Genomic DNA, 19,168 nt, shown 5'->3' with positions numbered 1-19,168 from the left:
GACACCACGCAAGGTGTCCGGCCCCGGCCGACGAGCTCGACCCCGCAGGGGTCACTTCTTCCGGCGACGCCCGCCAGAGGCCTTGGCCGCCTTCCGCCGCTCCGCCCGCGTCATACCGTCACCCGAGTCATCGGAACCGGCATCGTCGAAGTCGCCCTCGACGACCCCGCCCTCCCCGTCCACCGTCGGCGCGGAGAAGTGCAGCCGCTCCGCCCGCTGCGGGGCGTCCAGCCCCTTCGCCCGGATCTCCGGACGCGCCGCCGGCACCGGCTCCTTCGTCAGCGAAGGCGCCGCGTCCTGCACCGGAAGCTCCTCGACCTGCTGCTCGACCTGGACCTCCAGGTTGAACAGGTAGCCGACGGACTCCTCCTTGATGCCCTCCTGCATGGCGTTGAACATGTCGAAGCCCTCGCGCTGGTACTCGACCAGCGGGTCCTTCTGGGCCATCGCCCGCAGGCCGATGCCCTCCTGCAGGTAGTCCATCTCGTACAGGTGCTCACGCCACTTGCGGTCCAGCACCGACAGCACCACGCGCCGCTCCAGCTCACGCATGATGTCGGAGCCGAGCGCCTTCTCGCGCGCCGCGTACTGCTCGTGGATGTCGTCCTTGACGGACTCCGCGATGAACTCGGCGGTGATGCCCGCGCGGTCGCCCGCCGCGTCCTCCAGCTCGTCGATGGTGACCTTCACCGGGTAGAGCTGCTTGAAGGCGCCCCACAGGCGCTCCAGGTCCCACTCCTCGGCGAAGCCCTCGACCGTCTCGGCCGCGATGTACGCGTCGATCGTGTCGTCCATCATGAAGCGGACCTGCTCCTGGAGGTCCTCGCCCTCCAGGACGCGGCGGCGCTCCCGGTAGATGACCTCGCGCTGGCTGTTGAGGACCTCGTCGTACTTCAGGACGTTCTTGCGCGTCTCGAAGTTCTGGGTCTCGACCTGCGACTGGGCCGACGCGATCGCGCGCGTCACCATCTTGTTCTCGATCGGCACGTCGTCCGGCACGTTGGCCATGGCCATGACGCGCTCGACCATCTGCGCCTTGAACAGGCGCATCAGGTCGTCGCCCAGCGACAGGTAGAAGCGGGACTCGCCCGGGTCGCCCTGTCGGCCGGAGCGGCCGCGCAGCTGGTTGTCGATACGGCGCGACTCGTGGCGCTCGGTGCCCAGCACGTACAGCCCGCCGAGCTCCTTGACGTCCTCGAACTCGGCCTTCACGGCCGCCTCGGCCCGGGTGAGCGCCGCGGGAAGGGCGTGCGCCCACTCCTCGATGTGCTCCTCCGGGTCCAGGCCCTGCTGGCGCAGCTCGGCCTCGGCGAGGTCGTCCGGGTTGCCGCCGAGCTTGATGTCGGTACCGCGACCGGCCATGTTCGTGGCGACGGTGACGGCGCCGCGGCGGCCGGCCTGGGCGACGATCACGGCCTCGCGCTCGTGCTGCTTGGCGTTGAGGACCTCGTGCGGGATGCCGCGCTTGGACAGCTGCTGGGAGAGGTACTCGGACTTCTCGACCGACGTCGTACCGACGAGGATCGGCTGGCCCTTCTCGTGCTTCTCCGCGATGTCGTCGACGACGGCGGCGAACTTGGCGACCTCGGTGCGGTAGATCAGGTCGGCCTGGTCCATGCGCTGCATCGGACGGTTCGTCGGGATCGGGACGACGCCGAGCTTGTAGATCTGGTGGAACTCGGCGGCCTCGGTCATGGCCGTACCGGTCATGCCCGACAGCTTCGAGTACAGGCGGAAGAAGTTCTGCAGGGTGATCGTGGCGAGGGTCTGGTTCTCGTCCTTGATGTCCACCCCTTCCTTCGCCTCGATCGCCTGGTGCATGCCCTCGTTGTAGCGGCGGCCGGCGAGGATACGGCCGGTGTGCTCGTCGACGATCATGACTTCGCCGTCGATGACGACGTAGTCCTTGTCCTTCTTGAACAGTTCCTTCGCCTTGATGGCGTTGTTCAGGTAGCCGACGAGCGGGGTGTTCACCGACTCGTAGAGGTTCTCGATGCCGAGCCAGTCCTCGACCTTGGAGACACCGGCCTCGTGGATGCCGACGGTCCGCTTCTTCTCGTCGACCTCGTAGTCGCCGGTCTCCTCGATGCCCTTGAGCGGCTGACCGGCCTCGCCCTTGGTCAGGCGGGTCACGAGCTTGGCGAAGTCCGCGTACCACTTCGTGGCCTGGTCCGCCGGGCCGGAGATGATCAGCGGGGTGCGGGCCTCGTCGACGAGGATCGAGTCGACCTCGTCGACCACGGCGAAGTTGTGGCCGCGCTGGACGAGCTCGTCCTGCGACCAGGCCATGTTGTCGCGCAGGTAGTCGAAGCCGAACTCGTTGTTCGTGCCGTAGGTGATGTCGCAGGCGTACTGCTCACGGCGCTGCGCCGGCGACATGTTCGCCAGGATGCAGCCGATGGACAGGCCCAGGAACTTGTGGACGCGGCCCATCATCTCGGAGTCGCGCTCGGCCAGGTAGTCGTTCACCGTGATCAGGTGGACGCCCTTGCCGGACAGCGCGTTCAGGTAGGCGGGCAGCGTGCCGACGAGGGTCTTGCCCTCACCGGTCTTCATCTCGGCCACGTAGCCGAGGTGCAGCGCCGCGCCACCCATGATCTGCACGTCGTAGTGGCGCTGGCCGAGCACGCGCTTCGCGGCCTCGCGCACCGTGGCGAAGGCCTCGGGCAGCAGGTCGTCCAGGCTCTCGCCGTCCTGGAAACGCTGCTTGTACTCGTCAGTGAGCGCCCGCAACTCGGCGTCGGAGAGGTTGACGAAGTCCTCTTCGATGGAGTTGACCTGGTCCGCGATGCGGTGCAGTTTGCGCAGGATCTTGCCTTCGCCTGCACGCATGAGCTTGTTGAAGACGGACACCGAGGTTTGTCTCCTTGCCGGTCGGGCCTGGGCACTGTACGTACACGGGCACGGCAGGTGGGCCCCACCGTAACGGCCATCGTAAGCGAGGACGTGGTCGCGCCGGGAGGTCCGCCGTAGCCGCGAGGGCGCGGGTGCCCGTATTGAGAACGTACGGGTGACACGGAAGGTGCCGCTTCCCCCGCGAGATTCCCGAAAAGTGTTCGCCCGGCGACACGCGATGGCAGCAGAATCCGCTTCATGGAGCCCACCACACTGACCACGGACCGCCTCGACCTGCGGCCTTTCACCCCCTCGGACGAGGACGAGGTGTACGCGGCCGCCCAGGACCCGGACATCCAGCGCTGGACGATGGTCCCCTCCCCCTACGAGCGCGCGCACGCCCGCGGCTTCGTCGGTGAGCTGGTGCCGAACGGCTGGCGCGACGACACCGGCTACTCCTTCGCCGTCCGCCTCGGCGAGGGCGGCCCGCTCGTCGCCGCCGTCGGCGTCCACGTGCACGAGGCCTTCGGGGAGAAGTCGTACGAGGTCGGCTACTGGGCGACGAAGGAGCACCGCGGACGCGGCTACATGACCGAGGCCGTCACCGCCGTCGCACGCTGGGCCTTCACCGAGCTGGGCGCCGTACGCCTGGAGTGGCGCGCCGAGGTCGGCAACGACGGCTCGCGGGCCGTCGCCGAGAAGGCGGGCTTCCGCATGGAGGGGCTCCTGCGGGCATCCCTGCTCCGCTCCGGCACCGTGCGCGACTCCTGGGTGGGCGCCCTGCTGCCTTCGGACCTCGGCCTGACCTCCGCGGTGCCCTACCTGACGTCGAACGCCGGCTAGATCCCCGACGGAATCGCAGGTCATGGAACCGATCACGCTGTACACCGAGCGCCTCGTGCTGCGCCCCCACACCCCCGGGGACGCGGCCGAGGTGCACGCCGCCTGCCAGGATCCCGAGATCCAGCGCTGGATCTCGGTGCCCGTCCCCTACGAGCCCGCGCACGCCGGGATGGAACACGACGGCGCGCTGCTGGACTGCTGGGCCGGGGCGCTGCTGCCGTCCGACCTCGGCCTGCCTTCCCGCCTCCCGTACGGGCCCGCTGTCAGTGGGGCCGCCTAGGCTTCGGCGCATGACCAGCGTGCCGCCGCCGACCGTGTCCCTCTCCGCCGACGAGGCCCGCCGGATCGCCCTGCGCGCGCAGGGCTTCCTCGGGGCGCCCGACCGCCGCGGCGGGGTCCGCGGGGTCCTGCGCCACCTGGGCGCGGTCCAGCTCGACACCATCTCCGTCCTGGCCCGCTCGCACGAGCTGATCCCGTACGCGCGCCTGGGCGCCGTCGGCCGGGAGACGGTCGAGAAGGCGTACTGGTCGGACCGCCACGCCTTCGAGTACTGGTCGCACGCGGCCTGCATCCTGCCCATCGAGGAATGGCCGCATTTCGCCTTCCGGCGCCGCGCGCGGCGGGCCCGCGGCCACCGCTGGCACCACCTCCAGGACAAGGAACGCTCGACGAAGACGGTCCTGGACCGCCTGAAGGCCGACGGCCCGCTGACCTCCACCGAACTGGGCGGCGCCAAGAACGGCGGCGAGTGGTTCGAATGGTCCGAGACCAAGATCGCGGTGGAGTGGCTGCTCGACACCGGCGAGGTGGTGTGCAGCGAGCGCCGGGGTTGGAAGCGGGTGTACGACCTGCCCGAGCGCGCCGTCCCCGACGCCCTGCTCCACGACGACCTCGACGACCGCGAGTGCCTGCGCCGCCTGGTCGCGCTGGCCGGGCGGTCCCTCGGCGTCGGCACCCGCGCCGACATCGCGGACTACCACCGCCTGAAGGGCGAGGAGTTCGACGCGGTGGTCGCGGATTCCGGGCTGGTCCCGGTCGAGGTGGAGGGCTGGGGCAAGCCGGCGTGGGCCGACCCGGCGGCGCTGGCCACCGTCCCCCGGGGCCGCCACCGCACCACGCTGCTCTCGCCGTTCGACTCCCTGGTGTGGGACCGTCCGCGCACGGAGCGGATCTTCGACTTCACCCACCGCCTGGAGGCGTACGTCCCCAAGCCGAAGCGGATACACGGGTACTTCGCGATGCCGCTGCTGGCGGGCGGCCTGCTCCAGGGCCGCGTCGACCCGGCCCGTGAGGGCCGCACCCTGGTCGCCCGGCAGCTCTCCCTGACCACGCCCAAGGCGGCCCCCGTGATGGCCGCTGCCCTGCGGGAGGCCGCGGAGTGGGTGGGCTGCGACGCGGTCCGCGTGGAGCGCGCGCAGAACGCCGCAGAGGCCGCGGCGGTGACGGCCGAGCTGGCGGCGCTGGGCACCTGACCGAGGCCCGCGCCCCGTCAGGGGCGCGGGGAACCGCGCGACCGGCCACGCACGACCCGCAGTCGGCACACACCAGCCCCGCCGACCCCGCCGGAGGCGACTAGCGGATTTCGAGGATCTTCTCCCGCATCGCGTAGACCACGGCCTCCATCCTGGAGTGCAGCTGCAACTTCTCCAGGATGTTGCGGACGTGGTTCTTCACGGTGTTCTCGGAGATGAACAACTCCTTGGCGATGTCCCGGTTGTTCATGCCGGTGGCGACCAGCTTGAGGACCTCCAGCTCCCGGTCCGTCAGCCTCGGCGCCGGCACCAGCCGGCGCTCGTCGGTCCGCTGGATCATCGACTTGAACTCGGTGAGCAGCTTCGAGGCCATCGACGGGCTGATCTGCGACTGCCCGTCCGCGACGGCCCGGATGGCCGTCGCCACCTCGTCCGTCGAGATCTCCTTCAGGAGGTACCCGGTCGCGCCCGCCTTGATCGCGTCGTAGAGGTCGGCCTCCTCGTCGCTGATCGTCAGCATGATGATCTTCGCGGAGGGTGCCACCTCCTTGATCGAGGTGCACGCCTCGATCCCGCCGCGCCTGGGCATCCGTACGTCCATCAGCACGATGTCCGGCAGCAGATCGGCCGCCTTGTCCACGGCCTCCGCCCCGTCTCCGGCCTCGCCGACGACCTGGATGTCCTCCTCCTGCGCGAGGACGATCTCCAGCCCCCGCCGGAACAGCGCGTGGTCGTCGACCACGAGCACCCGGATGGGCTCCCCGCCCCGCGAACCGGCCGCTTCCCCCAAAGCCGCCCCGTCCGCGTCACGACAGTCCGCGCCGCCGTCACCGCGTACCGGCCCGAAGCTGTCCGCCATCGTTCCTCCCCCTGCATGTGCTCAACCGCCGGACCAACCGGACGAACACCGCCATCGGTTGACTGACCGCCATGATTCCATGCCCGCACCACGACACGGGGGCACCCGACGGCCATGCATGGCGCATACCCGTCACACAGGTGCCCCTGCGGACGCATGAGCGAACCGCAGGGGCGACGAATGATCGGTATCAGCCGCCGAGCGCGCCGCCGGCGCCGCCTCGCGGTTCCTCAGAGCTGGAGGCACCGTCGGGGTTCACGTGGATGACGCCGTAGTCGTAGGCATGACGGCGGTAGACGACGCTGGGCAGCTTGGTCTCGGCGTCGACGAACAGATAAAAGTCGTGGCCGACCAGTTCCATCTCGTAAAGAGCCTGGTCGAGCGACATGGGTGCGGCCGAGTGGGTCTTCTCTCGGACGATGAGGGGGCCTTCGCCCTGCACCTCGATGGATCCGATCCGGGTGATCGGTACCCCGTTCGCCTTCTCCTCGCCGACCGGCTGACCACTGCCGTTGAGTGTTGCGGCACCCGGTACGACGTCGGCGACCTCCGCCGCCGAGAGACGTCCGTTGCCGCGGCGCGTGTAGCGCTTGTCGTGCTGCTTGCGCAGCCGGGCCTCCAGCTTGTCCTGAGCCAGGTCCAGCGCCGCGTACGGGTCGGTGGCCGCAGCCTCGGCACGGATCACCGGGCCCCGCGTGCGGAGGGTGATCTCCACGCGGTCGGAACGGTCGGCCTGACGCGGGTTGTGCTCCTTGGACACCTCGACGTCCACGCTGATCACCTTGCCGTCGTACTTGGTGATCCGCTCAGGATTCAGCTTCTCGGCCACGTGCTTGCGGAACCGCTCGGGCACTTCGGTCTTACGGCCCTTGACGACGATGTCCACGCAGAACTCCGTTCCCGGATAGCTCCGCCTCATGGGGCGAAGCGTCTCCCTTTCGCACCAGGCTCCGGTGAAGGCCGGAGCCACGGACTTGGCGACTTCCACCTCCTCCTCCCCCATCGGCAAGATCTACACCCCACCGACTTCGGAGTCGAGAGACCGCGATGCGTCGGGCCCAAGGCTCGCCAGTCCTTACAACCGAACATATCCCTCTATGACGGTTGTCGGCACCCGCTACCGGGACGTTCTTCCGATCCCGTCACTGATCTCTCTTACTACCTGCAACGATGGGCCTTCCCCAGCAGTTCCAAATGTATTCACGAGACTTTTGCTCTCTTCGAGTAGCCGGAGGTCGCGGCGACCACAGCCGCCCGCGGTGAGGCCCCGGCCGCCCCCGGCCCCGCCGCGCGCACGGCCCGGGCCGCCTCCGCCAGCGTGGCCCCGGTGGTGACGAGGTCGTCGACCAGCACGACGGCCGCGCCCGCCACCGCCCGCACCCCGCCGCGGCGCACCTCCAGCGCCCCGGCGAGGTTCTCCCGGCGCTGCCCGGCCCCCAGCCCCGCCTGGTCCGCCACCGCCCGCCTCAGCCGCAGTACGGGAGCCACGCGCGCGGGAACACCGGCCCGCCGCAGCCTCCCCGCCGCGGCCAGCGCGATCCTGCGCGCCGGATCGTGCCCGCGCGCCCGCACCTGCCGCCGGGCCGAGGGCACGGGTACCAGGGCCAGCTCGCCCTCCCCCGGCCCGTCTGCGCCCGCCAGGACCGCCGCCGCCAGGGCGCGGCCCAGCGCCCCGGCCAGCGGCAGGGCTCCGCGCTCCTTGTGCGCCAGCAGCACCGCCCGTACGGGGCCCTCGTAGACGGCGGCCGCGTGCACCACCGGAAGCCCCTCGGGCGCCGGCGAGGGCCGTACGCGGCCCGCCCCGGCCCCGCTCAGCGCCTCCCGGCAGCGGCCGCACAGCAGCACCCGGGCGGCGCCGCACCCGGCGCAGTCGTCCGGCAGGACCAGCCCGGACAGCTCCTGCCACCACCCCCGCATGACTCCACCCTGCCGGACCGCGCCCACACCCGCCACCCCTGTGGACAACCACGAATCCGCAGGTCAGAGATGTCGGCCGGGCCGGCCGAGCCAGCCGGCCCGGCCGGGTCAAGCAGGTCAGGCCCCGGTCAGCCCGGGTACACCGGAGCCCGGCCGCCCGCCGCCACCGTGCGCCACTGCGCCCCCGGCGGCAGCCAGACGATGCCGTCCTCCTTGGAGTAGCCCACCACCGGCTTCGGCTTCGCCTCCTCCTCGGAGACGGCCACCGCGACCGCCACCAGCCCGGTGGCCCCGGGCAGGCTCGCCGCGACCATCGAGCCGTCGGCCAGCATGTACCGGGCCTGCACGACCCCGCGGCTCTCCCGGCCCACCACCAGCAGCCGGCCGCGCGGCGCCCAGCTCATCGCCGTCACGTCCGCCATCTGCGGGGCCGCGGGCCGCAGCTCGCGCACCGACACCGACTCCGCGTTCGCCTTGGCGTCGGGTCGCTCGATCCTCCCCACCCACAGGCTCTTGCGGCCGCCGGTCTCCTCCAGGAGCAGCGCGATCCGCACCCCGTCGGCGGAGGCCTTCAGCGAGGTGATCTTCCGGTCGTTGAGCCCCGCCACCTGCACCTTCTCCGGGGTCCCGACCCCGCCCGGCACCCGCCACAGGCCGGGGTGCTGCGGATCCTGGTCCGCGACCCACAGATCACCGGCCGCGTCCCAGCTGGGCGCGGTCAGGGCCTCCGCCTTGGCCCCCTTGCTCGTGACCACCGGCACCTGCGGCATGGGGCCGACCCCGGACATCGGCACCACGTACAGGCCGTGCCCGTCCTCCGAGACCACGGCCGCGCGCCTCTCGTCGTACGTCACGGCGGCCGAGCCGACCGAGAAGGGCACGGGGGTGCTCAGCGGCCCCGGCACCGGCTCGGGCTTCGGCTGCTGGTCCTCGCTCGCGCTGTCGAGCTTCATGCGGACCAGCCGCTTCTCGTTGTCGACGAAGTACTGGTACTCGGGGGCCTTGGGCCGCCCCGCGATCGTGCCCGCCATCGAGTCGTTCACCGAGCACAGCGATGACTTGCCGTCGGAGCGCAGCAGTTCGACCTGGTCGAGCCGGGAGCCCGTCAGGTCTTTTACGGAGTAAAGGAGTTGAGTGGCCATCTTCTTGCACTGCGGCTGCGTGACGTTCTCCGCCTTCTCGTTGAGCGGCACGCGCAGCGTGTTCTGGCCGTCGTAGGAAAGGGACTTGGTGCCCTCGCGCAGTTCCGTGCCCGTCGGGAAGCTGGACTCGACGACCGGGCCGAGCCAGTTGGAGGGCCCGGAGAGCAGCGACTGAACGGTCTGCGTGGTCGGGTCCATCCGCGAGTCCGGGTCGGCCCGCTGACGCACGTAGACGGGGTCGGCGACGAGCGCACTGCCCGCGAAGTAGTACTTGTTGACGGGCATGTAGATGCGCTGGAAGTCGGACTCGCTGAGCACGAGGCTCTTGGGCGGGTTCGCGATCCGCCACTGCTTGTTCTCCTGGACGAGTTGGAGGACCCACTCGTACTTCCCGCCGCCGGTCTCCGGCTGGTAAGCGCTGCGCTCGTCCACGGTCGCGAGCTTCTCGCCGGTGACCTTCCAGCGGGGCTCGTCCGGGTCCTTCTCGCCGGCGACGGGCGAGCGGCCGAGGCCGGACTTGAGCACGGTGACGGTGGAGCCGGGCTTCCAGCTGTTCGAGGCGTCCTCGGTGAGGTACTTGCGGGCCGTCTCCAGCTGCGGGTCGTCGCTGGTCATGGCCTCCAGGAAGCCCTTGACGATCTCGGCCGGGCCGGCCTTGTCCGCGGGCGGCACGCCGAACACCCGCACCTGCGAGTCGACGCCCTGCGAGCCCTGCACGGAACGGATCTCCCCGTGCGTGGGCATGGAGGCGCAGCCGGCCATGAGCAGGCCGGCCCCGCCGAGGGCGCACGCCCGTACGATGCGCGCGCTCCTGGGCTCAGCGTCCATCGGGTCGGTCCTCCCTCTCCGCCTGCCCGGCAGGCGCGTCTTCGGCGGGCGCGTCTTCGGCGGGCCGGGCCACGACCCGGGCCCCGTTCCCCGGCAGGGCGGTCGGATCGGCCGGTACGGGCACCGCCCCGGCCATCGGCGACCTGGGCGGGATCGCCGAGCGGTCGGCGGCCTCCGCGGGCCGGGAGGGCGCCGCGCTGCCGGCCGCCTCGGCGGCGGCCCTGGCCCGGTTGGCCCGGGAGTCCTCCGGTTCCAGCGGGATCGGCGACCCGCGCAGCGGCTCGTCCGCGGTGCGCGGCAGGGTCAGACGGAACTGCGAACCGCCGCCCGGCTCGCCCCACGCCTGGAGCCAGCCGCCGTGCAGCCGGGCGTCCTCGACGGCGATGGACAGGCCGAGGCCGGTACCGCCGGTCGTGCGGGCCCGCGCCGGGTCGGCCCGCCAGAAGCGGTTGAAGACGCGGGTGGCCTCGCCGGGCTTGAGCCCGACGCCGTAGTCCCGTACGGCCACGGCGACGGCCCCGCCCGCGGACGCGAGCCGGACCACCACGTCGCGGCCCTCGCCGTGCTCCACGGCGTTGACGACGAGGTTGCGCAGCACCCGCTCCACGCGCCGGGCGTCGGCCTCGGCGATGACGGGCTGGGTGTCACCGAGCACCCGGATCCGGGTGCCCTTGTGCTCGGCCAGCGGCTCGGCGCCGTCGATGACGCGGCGCACGACGTCCCGCAGGTCGATGGGTTCGGCCTGGAGGTCGGCGGCGCCCGCGTCGAAGCGGCTGATCTCCAGCAGGTCCGCGAGCAGCGACTCGAAGCGGTCCAGCTGCCCGGCGAGCAGCTCCGCCGACCGCGCGGTCACCGGGTCGAAGTCGACGCGGGCGTCGTGGATGACGTCTGCGGCCATCCGCACCGTCGTCAGCGGGGTGCGCAGCTCGTGCGAGACGTCCGAGACGAAGCGGCGCTGCATCCGGGAGAGCTCTTCCAGCTGCTGGATCTTGAGCTGGAGGTTCTGGGCCATCTTGTTGAAGGCCTCGCCCAGGCGTGCGATGTCGTCCTCGCCGGTGACCTTCATCCGTTCCTGGAGCTGCCCGGCCGAGAGCCGTTCGGCGATCCCGGCGGCCATCCGCACCGGCGTCACGACCTGCCGTACGACGAGCCAGGCGATACCGCTGAGCAGTACGACGACGAACAGGCCCGCGGTGGCGATCGTGCTCTTGACCAGGGTGAGGGACTCCTCCTCCTGGGTCAGGGGGAAGAGGTAGTACAGGTCGTACGGGTCCCCGTTGATGTCCGTGAGCCGCTTGCCGACGACCAGCGCGGGCTCCGGGGCCTTGTGCCCCGTCCCGCTGGTGTAGCGGATCTCGGAGAAGGTCTTGAAGGTGCCGGTGCCGCGGTTGACGGCCCGCCGCAGCGACAGCGGGACGCTCGCGGTCGGGTCGACGTTGCCGGAGGCCCGGGCGCCCTTGACGCCCTGCGCGCCGGGCAGCGCCTGCTCACCGGTCCCCGCGCCGAGCGCGACGACCTCGAAGGCGGTCTGGCCGCCGCTGGCGAGCTGTTTGACGAGCGAGTTCATCCAGGTGCTGGCGTCCCGGCCGACCTTGCTGTCGGCGGCGTCGGGTCCGTCCACGGTCGCCGGTGCGTTGGCCTTCTCCTGTGCGACCGCGAACCCTCCCGCGGCCTGGCTCTGCGCCGCCCCCTCCTTCGCCTCGAGGAGGCCCCTGTTCACCTGGGCGATGACGACGAAGCCGAGCGCGAGGACCACGGAGAGCGAGATCAGCAGGGTGGCGGCGACCACCCGCAGCTGGATGTTGCGCCGCCACAGCCGGACAGCCGGAAGCAGCGGCCGGCGTACGAGTCGTACGCACAGCCGCAGCAGCGGACCGCCGGGCGCCCCGTCCTGGAGCAGCCTGCCGCCCCGCAGCGCTCCCCACCGGGAACCGCTCCGGGCCTTGCCGGACTGCACGTCAGCTCGGTCCGGCCTTGTAGCCGACACCGCGCACCGTCACAACGATCTCGGGGCGCTCCGGGTCCTTCTCGACCTTGGAGCGCAGTCGCTGCACGTGCACGTTGACCAGTCGGGTGTCCGCCGCGTGCCGGTAGCCCCAGACCTGCTCCAGCAGCACCTCGCGGGTGAAGACCTGCCAGGGCTTGCGGGCGAGCGCGACCAGCAGGTCGAACTCGAGGGGGGTCAGGGCGATGGAGGCACCGTCCCGCTTGACCGAGTGCCCGGCCACGTCGATGACCAGGTCACCGATGGCCAGCTGCTCGGGCGCGGGCTCCTCCGACCGGCGCAGGCGGGCCCGGATGCGGGCCACCAGCTCCTTCGGCTTGAACGGCTTGACGATGTAGTCGTCGGCCCCGGACTCCAGGCCCACGACCACGTCCACCGTGTCGCTCTTGGCGGTGAGCATGACGATCGGCACACCCGACTCCGCCCGGATCAGGCGGCAGACCTCTATGCCGTCCCGACCCGGAAGCATGAGGTCGAGCAGCACCAGGTCCGGCTTCGCCTCCCGGAAGGCAGCGAGTGCCTTGTCACCGTCCGCTACGAACGACGGCTCAAAACCTTCTCCACGCAGCACAATGCCGAGCATCTCGGCCAGCGCGGTGTCGTCGTCGACGACGAGGACGCGTCCCTTCATGGTTGACATCATCCCATTAGCTAATCGTTACCTGGCGGTGAGCTGTCCCACAGCCAAAAGGGCTGGAAATCGCCCCTCGGACCTGCGTGGAGAACAGGTCGACCAGTCTGCCCCGGATCCGGGTGACAATTGAAGGTACGGGCTGCCGGAGATCCGGGGGGACGGCCGGTCCGTTCGTGGACCCCACGTGGCACGATGGCAGCCGACCAGCGCCCCCGCCACAGCAGGTGCACGTGAAGGAGCGACGATGAACGACTCGCCGGGCTGGGCCACGCCCGGGTCCTCCCCGTCCGACGGCGAGCGCCCGGAGACCCCCGGCGAGCAGCCGCAGCCTCCGACGCAGCCCGCCGACGCACCGAAGTGGTCCGCCGAGCAGCCGCCGCCCGGCCAGTGGCAGAGCCCCGCCCCGGGCCAGGACCCGCCGCCGGCCCAGCAGGGCGGGGGCTGGGGCGGACACCCCCCTCAGCCGCCCCGGTACGGCGGCCAGTACGGCTACCCGGGCGGCCCCGGCCAGTGGGGCCAGCCCCCCGCCGCCAAGCCCGGAGTGATCCCCCTGCGCCCTCTGGGCCTCGGCGAGATCCTCGACGGCGCGGTCGCCACCATGCGCGCCCACTGGCGCTCGGTCCTGCCGATCACCCTGGTCGTGGCCACCGTGGTCCAGGTGCTCACCCTGCTCGCGCAGAAGTTCCTGATGGAAAACCTCGCCCTCTCCTCGGACCGGGGGCCGGTGACGCCCTCGGAACTGCTCGGCAACCTGGGCGGCAACCTGCCGGTGAACGCGGCGGTACAGCTCCTCGACCTCGCCGGCGGGATCATCGTCACCGCGATGCTCACGATGATCTTCAGTCGGGCGGTGCTCGGTCAGCACTCCTCGGTCTCCGAGGCCTGGCGCGACGCCCGCCCGCAGCTGCTGCGCCTGATCGGCCTCACCCTGCTGCTGATCCTGGGCTCCGTGCTCCTCGGTGTGGTGCTCATCGTGCCCGTGGCCTTCACCGGGAACCCCGGCCTGATCGCCCTCGCCGTCCTCCTCTGCCTCGGGCTGTTCACCTGGCTGTGGATCAAGTTCAGCCTGGCCTCGTCCGCGCTGATGCTGGAGCGGGGGACGGTCTTGAAGTCCCTTGCCCGCTCCTCCAAGCTCGTCAGCCGCGCCTGGTGGCGGATCCTCGGCATCACGCTGCTGACCGCGATCATCACCGTCATCTTCGCGATGATCATCATCCTTCCCCTCCAGATGATCGGCTTCACCGTCTTCGGCGAGGGCCTGTCCGCCATGCGGGACCCCCTCGCCCAGACCGCCTGGGGACCGCTGATCCTCACCTCCATCGGCGGGATCATCGCGCAGGCGGTCGTCCTGCCGATCCAGTCCGGCGTCACCGTCCTCCTCTACGTCGACCAGCGCATCCGCCGCGAGGGCCTCGACCTGGAGCTCGCCCGCGCGGCAGGCGTCGAGAACTACGGAGGCTGACCCACAGATGATGAGTACGGGGGGCCTCATCACCGCCGCAGCGACTGCGGCCACACCACCGGTGACGACACCGCGCGACCCCGCCCGTGAGGCGGCCGAACGCGAACTGTCCAAGCCGCTCTACCACCAGAACGACCCGAGCCTGCTCGACCGCGCGCTGCGCAGGTTCTTCGAGTGGCTCGGCAACCTGCTCGACTCCGCCTCCGGCGCTTCCCCCGGCGGCGGCTTCGGCCTGCTCGCCATCACCGTCCTGGTCCTCCTGGCCATCGGGGCCCTGTGGTGGCGCCTGGGCGCCCCCCGCCGCACCGCCTCCTCCGCCCAGGCCCTCTTCGACGACGGCATCCGCAGCGCCGCCGACCACCGCACGGCCGCCGAGGCCCACGCCGCCGCAGGCCGCTGGAGCGAAGCCGTCCAGGAACGCATGCGCGCCGTCGTCCGCTCCCTCGAGGAACGCACCCTCCTCGACCCCCGCCCGGGCCGCACCGCCGACGAGGCCGCCGCCGAAGCCTCCGTGTCCCTCCCGGACCACACCGCCGAGCTGCGCGCGGCAGCCCGCGTCTTCGACGACGTCACCTACGGCGGCCGCACCGCCGACGCCGACACCTACGCCCGCCTGCGCGCCCTGGACACCACCCTGACCCGTACCAAGCCCCTCCTGACGGGACCCACCGCATGACCCCGCCCAACGAGCCCACGGCCGAGGTCAACGCAACCCCCGATGCAGGCGGGGCCGGGGGCGTGCCGGATCGTCCCCGCCGGGCGCCGAACGCACCCGTCGCCTCCCCTTCCACCCCCTGGCAGGGTTCGGCACCCGAGGAGAAGCCCCGGCACGCCCCCGGGCCCGCCGGAACCCAGCCGAGCGGGCCGCAGGCCGCCCCGCCGAGCCTGCCGCAGGCCACCGCCCGGGCCCGCCGTATCCGCCGTATCCGCAACGGCCTCGTCCTCCTCGGTGTGCTCGCCGCCGGCGTCGCGATCCTCGCCGCCCTGAACTCCGGCACCCGCCACGGCCTCCTGGACCCCCGCTCCGCCGACCCCTACGGCAGCCGCGCCGTCTCCGAGCTGCTCAAGGAGCGCGGCGTCACCACCCGCGTCGTCACGACCGCCCGCGAGGCCGCCGCCGCGACCGGCCCCCGCACCACCCTCCTGGTCACCGACCCCGACCGGCTCGGCGTCATCCAGCGCCAGCGGATCCGCTGGGCCTCGGACCTCTCCGGCGGCCGCACCATCCTCATAGGACCCACCAGCCACTCCCTCACCGAGCTCGCACCCGGCGTCCGCACCAAGGGCGACGCCGACCCGAAGACCCTCGACCCCGCCTGCGCCTTCCCCGCGGCCACCACCGCCGGCCGCGCCACCCTCGGCGACGGCATGCGCTACACCGACCCCGGCGGCCGGGCCACCGCCTGCTACCCCTCCGACGGCCACCCCACCCTCCTCGTCCTGCCCACGGGAACCAACGGCGGCGACACCGTCGTCCTCGGCTCCGGCAGCATCTTCCTCAACGAGAGCCTCGCCGACGACGGCAACGCCTCCCTCGCCCTCCAACTCCTCGGCTCCCGCCCGGACCTCGTCTGGTACATGCCGACCCTGGAGGACTCCGACGCCGACAGCCGCACCGCCGACGAACGCTCGGACTTCCTCGACCTCATCCCCGCCGGCTGGTCCTGGGCCCTGCTCCAGCTCTTCGTCGCCGCGGCGCTCGCCGCCCTCTGGCGCGCCCGCCGCCTCGGCCCCCTCGTCACCGAGAAGCTCCCCGTCGCCATCCGCGCCTCCGAGGCCACCGAGGGCCGCGCCCGCCTGTACCGGAAGGCCCGCGCCCGCGACCGCGCCGCCACCGTGCTGCGCGCCGCCGCCCGCGAACGCCTCGCCGCCCTCACCGGCGTCGCGCACACCCAGGCCCACGACCCCGCCGCCCTCGCCCCGGCGGTCTCCGCCCGGCTCTCGGGCGGCCCGCAGGACGTGACCGGCCTGCTCTTCGGCCCCACACCCTCCGACGACGCGGCGCTCGTCGCGCTCGCCGACCACCTCGACGCCCTCGAAAGAGAGGTCCGTACGTCATGACGTACCCGGCCACCGAGTCCGCGGCCACGGCCCCGGCCTCGTCCGCTGACAGCGCCCGCGCTTCCCTCGAAGCGCTCCGCACGGAGATCGGCAAGGCCGTCGTCGGCCAGGACTCGGCCGTGACGGGTCTCGTCGTCGCCCTCCTCTGCCGCGGCCACGTGCTCCTCGAAGGCGTCCCCGGCGTCGCCAAGACCCTCCTCGTACGGGCCCTCGCCGCCTCCCTCGAACTCGACACCAAGCGCGTCCAGTTCACCCCCGACCTGATGCCGAGCGACGTCACCGGCTCCCTCGTCTACGACGCCCGCACCGCCGAGTTCTCCTTCCAGAACGGCCCGGTGTTCACCAACCTCCTCCTCGCGGACGAGATCAACCGCACGCCCCCCAAGACCCAGTCCTCCCTCCTCGAAGCCATGGAGGAACGCCAGGTCACGGTCGACGGCACCCCGCGCGCGCTCCCCGAGCCCTTCCTCGTCGCCGCCACCATGAACCCGGTCGAGTACGAGGGCACGTACCCCCTCCCGGAAGCCCAGCTGGACCGCTTCCTCCTCAAGCTCACCGTTCCGCTCCCCTCCCGCCAGGACGAGATCGGCGTACTGACCCGGCACGCCGCCGGCTTCAACCCCCGCGACCTGCACGCCGCGGGCGTCCGCCCCGTCGCGGGACCCTCGGAACTCGATGCGGCCCGCGAGGCAGTCACCCACGTCACCGTCTCCCCGGAGATCGCCGGGTACGTCGTCGACATCTGCCGCGCCACCCGCGAATCGCCGTCCCTCACCCTCGGCGTCTCCCCCCGCGGCGCGACCGCGCTCCTGGCCACCGCCCGCGCCTGGGCCTGGCTCACCGGGCGCGACTACGTCACCCCCGACGACGTGAAGGCCCTGGCCCTCCCGACCCTGCGCCACCGCGTCCAGCTGCGCCCGGAAGCCGAAATGGAAGGCGTCACCGCGGACTCGGTCATCACCGCGATCCTCACCCACGTCCCCGTTCCGCGCTGATGGCGGCCCTCACCGGACGCGCCGCCCTGCTCGCGGCCCTCGGCAGCATCCCCGTCGGCATCCTCGAACCGAGCTGGACGGGGATCCTCGCCGTCAACGCCCCGCTGGCACTGGCCTGCGCGGTCGACCACGCCCTCGCGGCACCCGTCCGCCCGCTCCTCCTGACCCGTTCGGGCGACACCTCGGTCCGCCTGGGCGAGACGGCGGACGTCCACCTCACCATCACCAACCCGGGCACCCGCACGCTCCGCGCCCGCATCCGCGACGCCTGGCCCCCCAGCAGCTGGCTCCCCGGCACGGAAGGCCCGGCCTCCCGCCACGCCCTGACCGTCCCCTCGGGGGAACGCCGCAGGCTCACCACCCGCCTGCGGCCCACCCGCCGGGGCGACCGCCAGGCCGACCGCGTCACGATCCGCTCGTACGGGCCCCTGGGCCTGCTCGCCCGTCAAGGCACCCACCGCATCCCCTGGACCGTCCGTGTCCTCCCGCCCTTCACGAGCCGCAAGCACCTCCCCTCGCGCCTGGCACGCCTGCGCGAACTGGACGGCCGTACCAGCGTCCTGACCCGCGGCGAGGGCACCGAGTTCGACAGCCTGCGCGACTACGTCCCGGGCGACGACACCCGCTCCATCGACTGGCGAGCCACGGCCCGCCAGCAGAAGGTCGCCGTCCGCACCTGGCGACCGGAACGCGACCGGCACATCCTGATCTGCCTGGACACCGGCCGCACCTCGGCGGGCCGCGTCGGCGACGCCCCCCGCCTGGACTCCGCCATGGACGCGGCCCTGCTCCTCGCCGCCTTGGCCACCCGCGCCGGCGACCGCGTGGACCTCCTGGCCCACGACCGCCGCCCCCGCGCCCAGGTCCAGGGCCGCGCGGCCGCAGACGTCCTCCCGTCCTTCGTCAACGCGATGGCCACTCTCGAACCGGAGCTGGTCGAGACGGACTTCCGCACCCTGGTCTCCACCGCCCTCCGCAGCGCCCCGCGGCGCTCCCTGGTGGTCCTCGTGACGAGCCTGGACGCGGCGCCGGTGGAAGAGGGCCTGCTCCCGGTCCTCCCCCAGCTCACGGCCCGCCACACGGTCCTGCTGGCCTCCGTCGCCGACCCCCACGTCGCCACCATGGCCGCGGCCCGCGGCGACGCGGAAGCGGTGTACGAGGCCGCGGCCGGCACCCAGTCCCAGTCCCAGCGCCGCCGCACCGCGGACCAGCTCACCCGCCACGGCGTCCACGTGGTCGACGCCACCCCGGACACCCTGGCCCCCGCCCTGGCCGACGCCTACCTGTCCCTGAAGGCCGCGGGCCGCCTCTAGAAGGGTGCCCGGCCGGCTACTCTGGCAGGGCACCTACCAGGAGGACACATGGCCGACTTCACCCCTGAGCAGATGCGCCGCCTGCACGACTTCGCGGAGCAGCTCGCGGAGCTGGCCGAGCACCACGAAGACCAGTGGAGGGTTCAGACCACCGACGGCCAGATCTTCCTCACGATGATGAGCCCAACAGCTCCGCACGGGCTCAATGTGGTGCGGTTGCGCCGCCAGATCGAGGCCCAGGCCCCAGAGGTCATGGCCCTCAACGACACGAACATGGGCGATCCCGAAACCGGCCTGACCAAGGTTCCCGATCTCATGGTCATCGCCGAAGAGGACACGGACGACACCGCGAAGGTCGTCAACTCCCGCGATGTCCTCCTGGTGGTGGAGGTCGTCTCACGCACGAACTCACTCACCGACATCCGTGACAAGCTGCACGACTACCCGCGGATGGGCGTCCCTCTGTACGTCGTGGTCGACCCGCGCAAGGACAAGAGGACCGTCACGGTGCACAGCGACCCCTCATCCGGGCCCGACGGCATCCGCTTCCGCAAGACGGTCCCCTACGCCTTCGGCGACACCGTCACCGCCGGCCGCTGGACCCTCGACACGACCAGCCTGAAAAGCTACCCCGCCGACTGGTGAGAGCCCGCCGGCGCCTATCAAGGCAACCCGGCCCGTAAACGCAGAAAAGCCCCGCACCAGAAGGTGCGGGGCTTTCCCACAATGATTGTTCGGCGGCGTCCTACTCTCCCACAGGGTCCCCCCTGCAGTACCATCGGCGCTGAAAGGCTTAGCTTCC

General features: G+C 71.8%; 16 protein-coding genes. 9 read left to right on the top strand and 7 right to left on the bottom strand.

All coding sequences use genetic code 11. The features are described from left to right. Positions 1-51: 51 nt before the first annotated feature. A complete protein-coding gene (gene secA / locus ACIQ5Y_RS38820; RefSeq protein ID WP_403891922.1) occupies positions 52-2,853 on the bottom strand; it encodes a preprotein translocase subunit SecA in 2,802 nt (933 codons plus the stop codon). 240 nt (positions 2,854-3,093) lie between these two features. On the opposite strand from secA, the gene ACIQ5Y_RS38815 reads away from it, so the two are divergent. The 3 genes from ACIQ5Y_RS38815 to ACIQ5Y_RS38805 are packed head-to-tail and all read left to right on the top strand — an operon-like array spanning position 3,094 to position 5,150. Further along, positions 3,094-3,678 carry a GNAT family N-acetyltransferase gene (locus tag ACIQ5Y_RS38815; RefSeq protein ID WP_403891919.1) on the top strand — a complete coding sequence of 195 codons (585 nt, stop codon included), beginning with the start codon at positions 3,094-3,096 and terminating at the stop codon, positions 3,676-3,678. Positions 3,679-3,700: 22 nt separating this feature from the next. Then, entirely contained in the window at positions 3,701-3,958 is a 258-nt protein-coding gene (locus ACIQ5Y_RS38810; protein WP_403891916.1) for a GNAT family N-acetyltransferase, read from the top strand. A 10-nt stretch (positions 3,959-3,968) separates the two neighbouring features. Continuing rightward, positions 3,969-5,150, top strand: a complete 1,182-nt coding sequence (locus tag ACIQ5Y_RS38805) for a winged helix-turn-helix domain-containing protein (protein ID WP_403891913.1) — start codon at positions 3,969-3,971, stop codon at positions 5,148-5,150. Between the two features lie 100 nt (positions 5,151-5,250). Here the strand turns inward: ACIQ5Y_RS38805 and ACIQ5Y_RS38800 are convergent, their stop codons facing one another. From ACIQ5Y_RS38800 to mtrA, 6 genes are all read right to left on the bottom strand, one after another. Continuing rightward, positions 5,251-6,009, bottom strand: coding sequence for a response regulator (locus ACIQ5Y_RS38800; RefSeq protein ID WP_403891910.1), 759 nt, complete (start codon positions 6,007-6,009; stop codon positions 5,251-5,253). A 190-nt stretch (positions 6,010-6,199) separates the two neighbouring features. After that, positions 6,200-6,895, bottom strand: a complete 696-nt coding sequence (gene hpf, locus ACIQ5Y_RS38795; RefSeq protein WP_403891940.1) for a ribosome hibernation-promoting factor, HPF/YfiA family — start codon at positions 6,893-6,895, stop codon at positions 6,200-6,202. 314 nt (positions 6,896-7,209) lie between these two features. After that, positions 7,210-7,926: a ComF family protein gene (locus ACIQ5Y_RS38790; protein WP_403891937.1), complete on the bottom strand. Its 717-nt coding sequence runs from the start codon at positions 7,924-7,926 to the stop codon at positions 7,210-7,212. Positions 7,927-8,054: 128 nt separating this feature from the next. Then, positions 8,055-9,896, bottom strand: coding sequence for an LpqB family beta-propeller domain-containing protein (locus ACIQ5Y_RS38785; protein WP_403891907.1), 1,842 nt, complete (start codon positions 9,894-9,896; stop codon positions 8,055-8,057). Further along, a complete protein-coding gene (mtrB, locus tag ACIQ5Y_RS38780) occupies positions 9,886-11,853 on the bottom strand; it encodes an MtrAB system histidine kinase MtrB (RefSeq protein WP_403891904.1) in 1,968 nt (655 codons plus the stop codon). Before mtrB ends, ACIQ5Y_RS38785 begins: the two co-directional genes overlap by 11 nt. 1 nt (position 11,854) lies before the next feature. Further along, a complete protein-coding gene (gene mtrA, locus ACIQ5Y_RS38775) occupies positions 11,855-12,544 on the bottom strand; it encodes a two-component system response regulator MtrA (RefSeq protein ID WP_189747360.1) in 690 nt (229 codons plus the stop codon). A 235-nt stretch (positions 12,545-12,779) separates the two neighbouring features. Here mtrA and ACIQ5Y_RS38770 point away from each other — a divergent pair, with 235 nt between their 5' ends. Genes ACIQ5Y_RS38770 through ACIQ5Y_RS38745 form a run of 6 tightly spaced genes read left to right on the top strand, consistent with a single transcriptional unit; the run spans position 12,780 to position 19,011 of the window. Beyond that, a complete protein-coding gene (locus ACIQ5Y_RS38770; protein WP_403891900.1) occupies positions 12,780-13,997 on the top strand; it encodes a proline-rich domain-containing protein in 1,218 nt (405 codons plus the stop codon). A 7-nt stretch (positions 13,998-14,004) separates the two neighbouring features. Then, positions 14,005-14,673: a DUF4129 domain-containing protein gene (locus ACIQ5Y_RS38765; protein WP_403891897.1), complete on the top strand. Its 669-nt coding sequence runs from the start codon at positions 14,005-14,007 to the stop codon at positions 14,671-14,673. Further along, the gene (locus ACIQ5Y_RS38760; RefSeq protein ID WP_403891894.1) at positions 14,670-16,058 is read left to right on the top strand and encodes a DUF4350 domain-containing protein; all 1,389 of its coding nucleotides are present in this window, start codon (positions 14,670-14,672) and stop codon (positions 16,056-16,058) included. Before ACIQ5Y_RS38765 ends, ACIQ5Y_RS38760 begins: the two co-directional genes overlap by 4 nt. Next, complete coding sequence (locus tag ACIQ5Y_RS38755; protein WP_403891891.1) at positions 16,055-17,053, top strand: AAA family ATPase; 999 nt, start codon at positions 16,055-16,057, stop codon at positions 17,051-17,053. Before ACIQ5Y_RS38760 ends, ACIQ5Y_RS38755 begins: the two co-directional genes overlap by 4 nt. Next, positions 17,053-18,366, top strand: coding sequence for a DUF58 domain-containing protein (locus ACIQ5Y_RS38750; protein WP_403891887.1), 1,314 nt, complete (start codon positions 17,053-17,055; stop codon positions 18,364-18,366). Before ACIQ5Y_RS38755 ends, ACIQ5Y_RS38750 begins: the two co-directional genes overlap by 1 nt. Positions 18,367-18,414: 48 nt before the next feature. Next, positions 18,415-19,011, top strand: coding sequence for a Uma2 family endonuclease (locus tag ACIQ5Y_RS38745; RefSeq protein WP_403891885.1), 597 nt, complete (start codon positions 18,415-18,417; stop codon positions 19,009-19,011). Positions 19,012-19,168 lie beyond the last annotated feature (157 nt).

Origin of the sequence: Streptomyces sp. NPDC096339, assembly GCF_044762985.1 — a bacterium.
Classification (GTDB): Bacteria; Actinomycetota; Actinomycetes; order Streptomycetales; family Streptomycetaceae; genus Streptomyces.
Note: the sequence above shows the minus strand (reverse complement) of the source record. Positions and strands in the feature narration are given on the sequence as shown.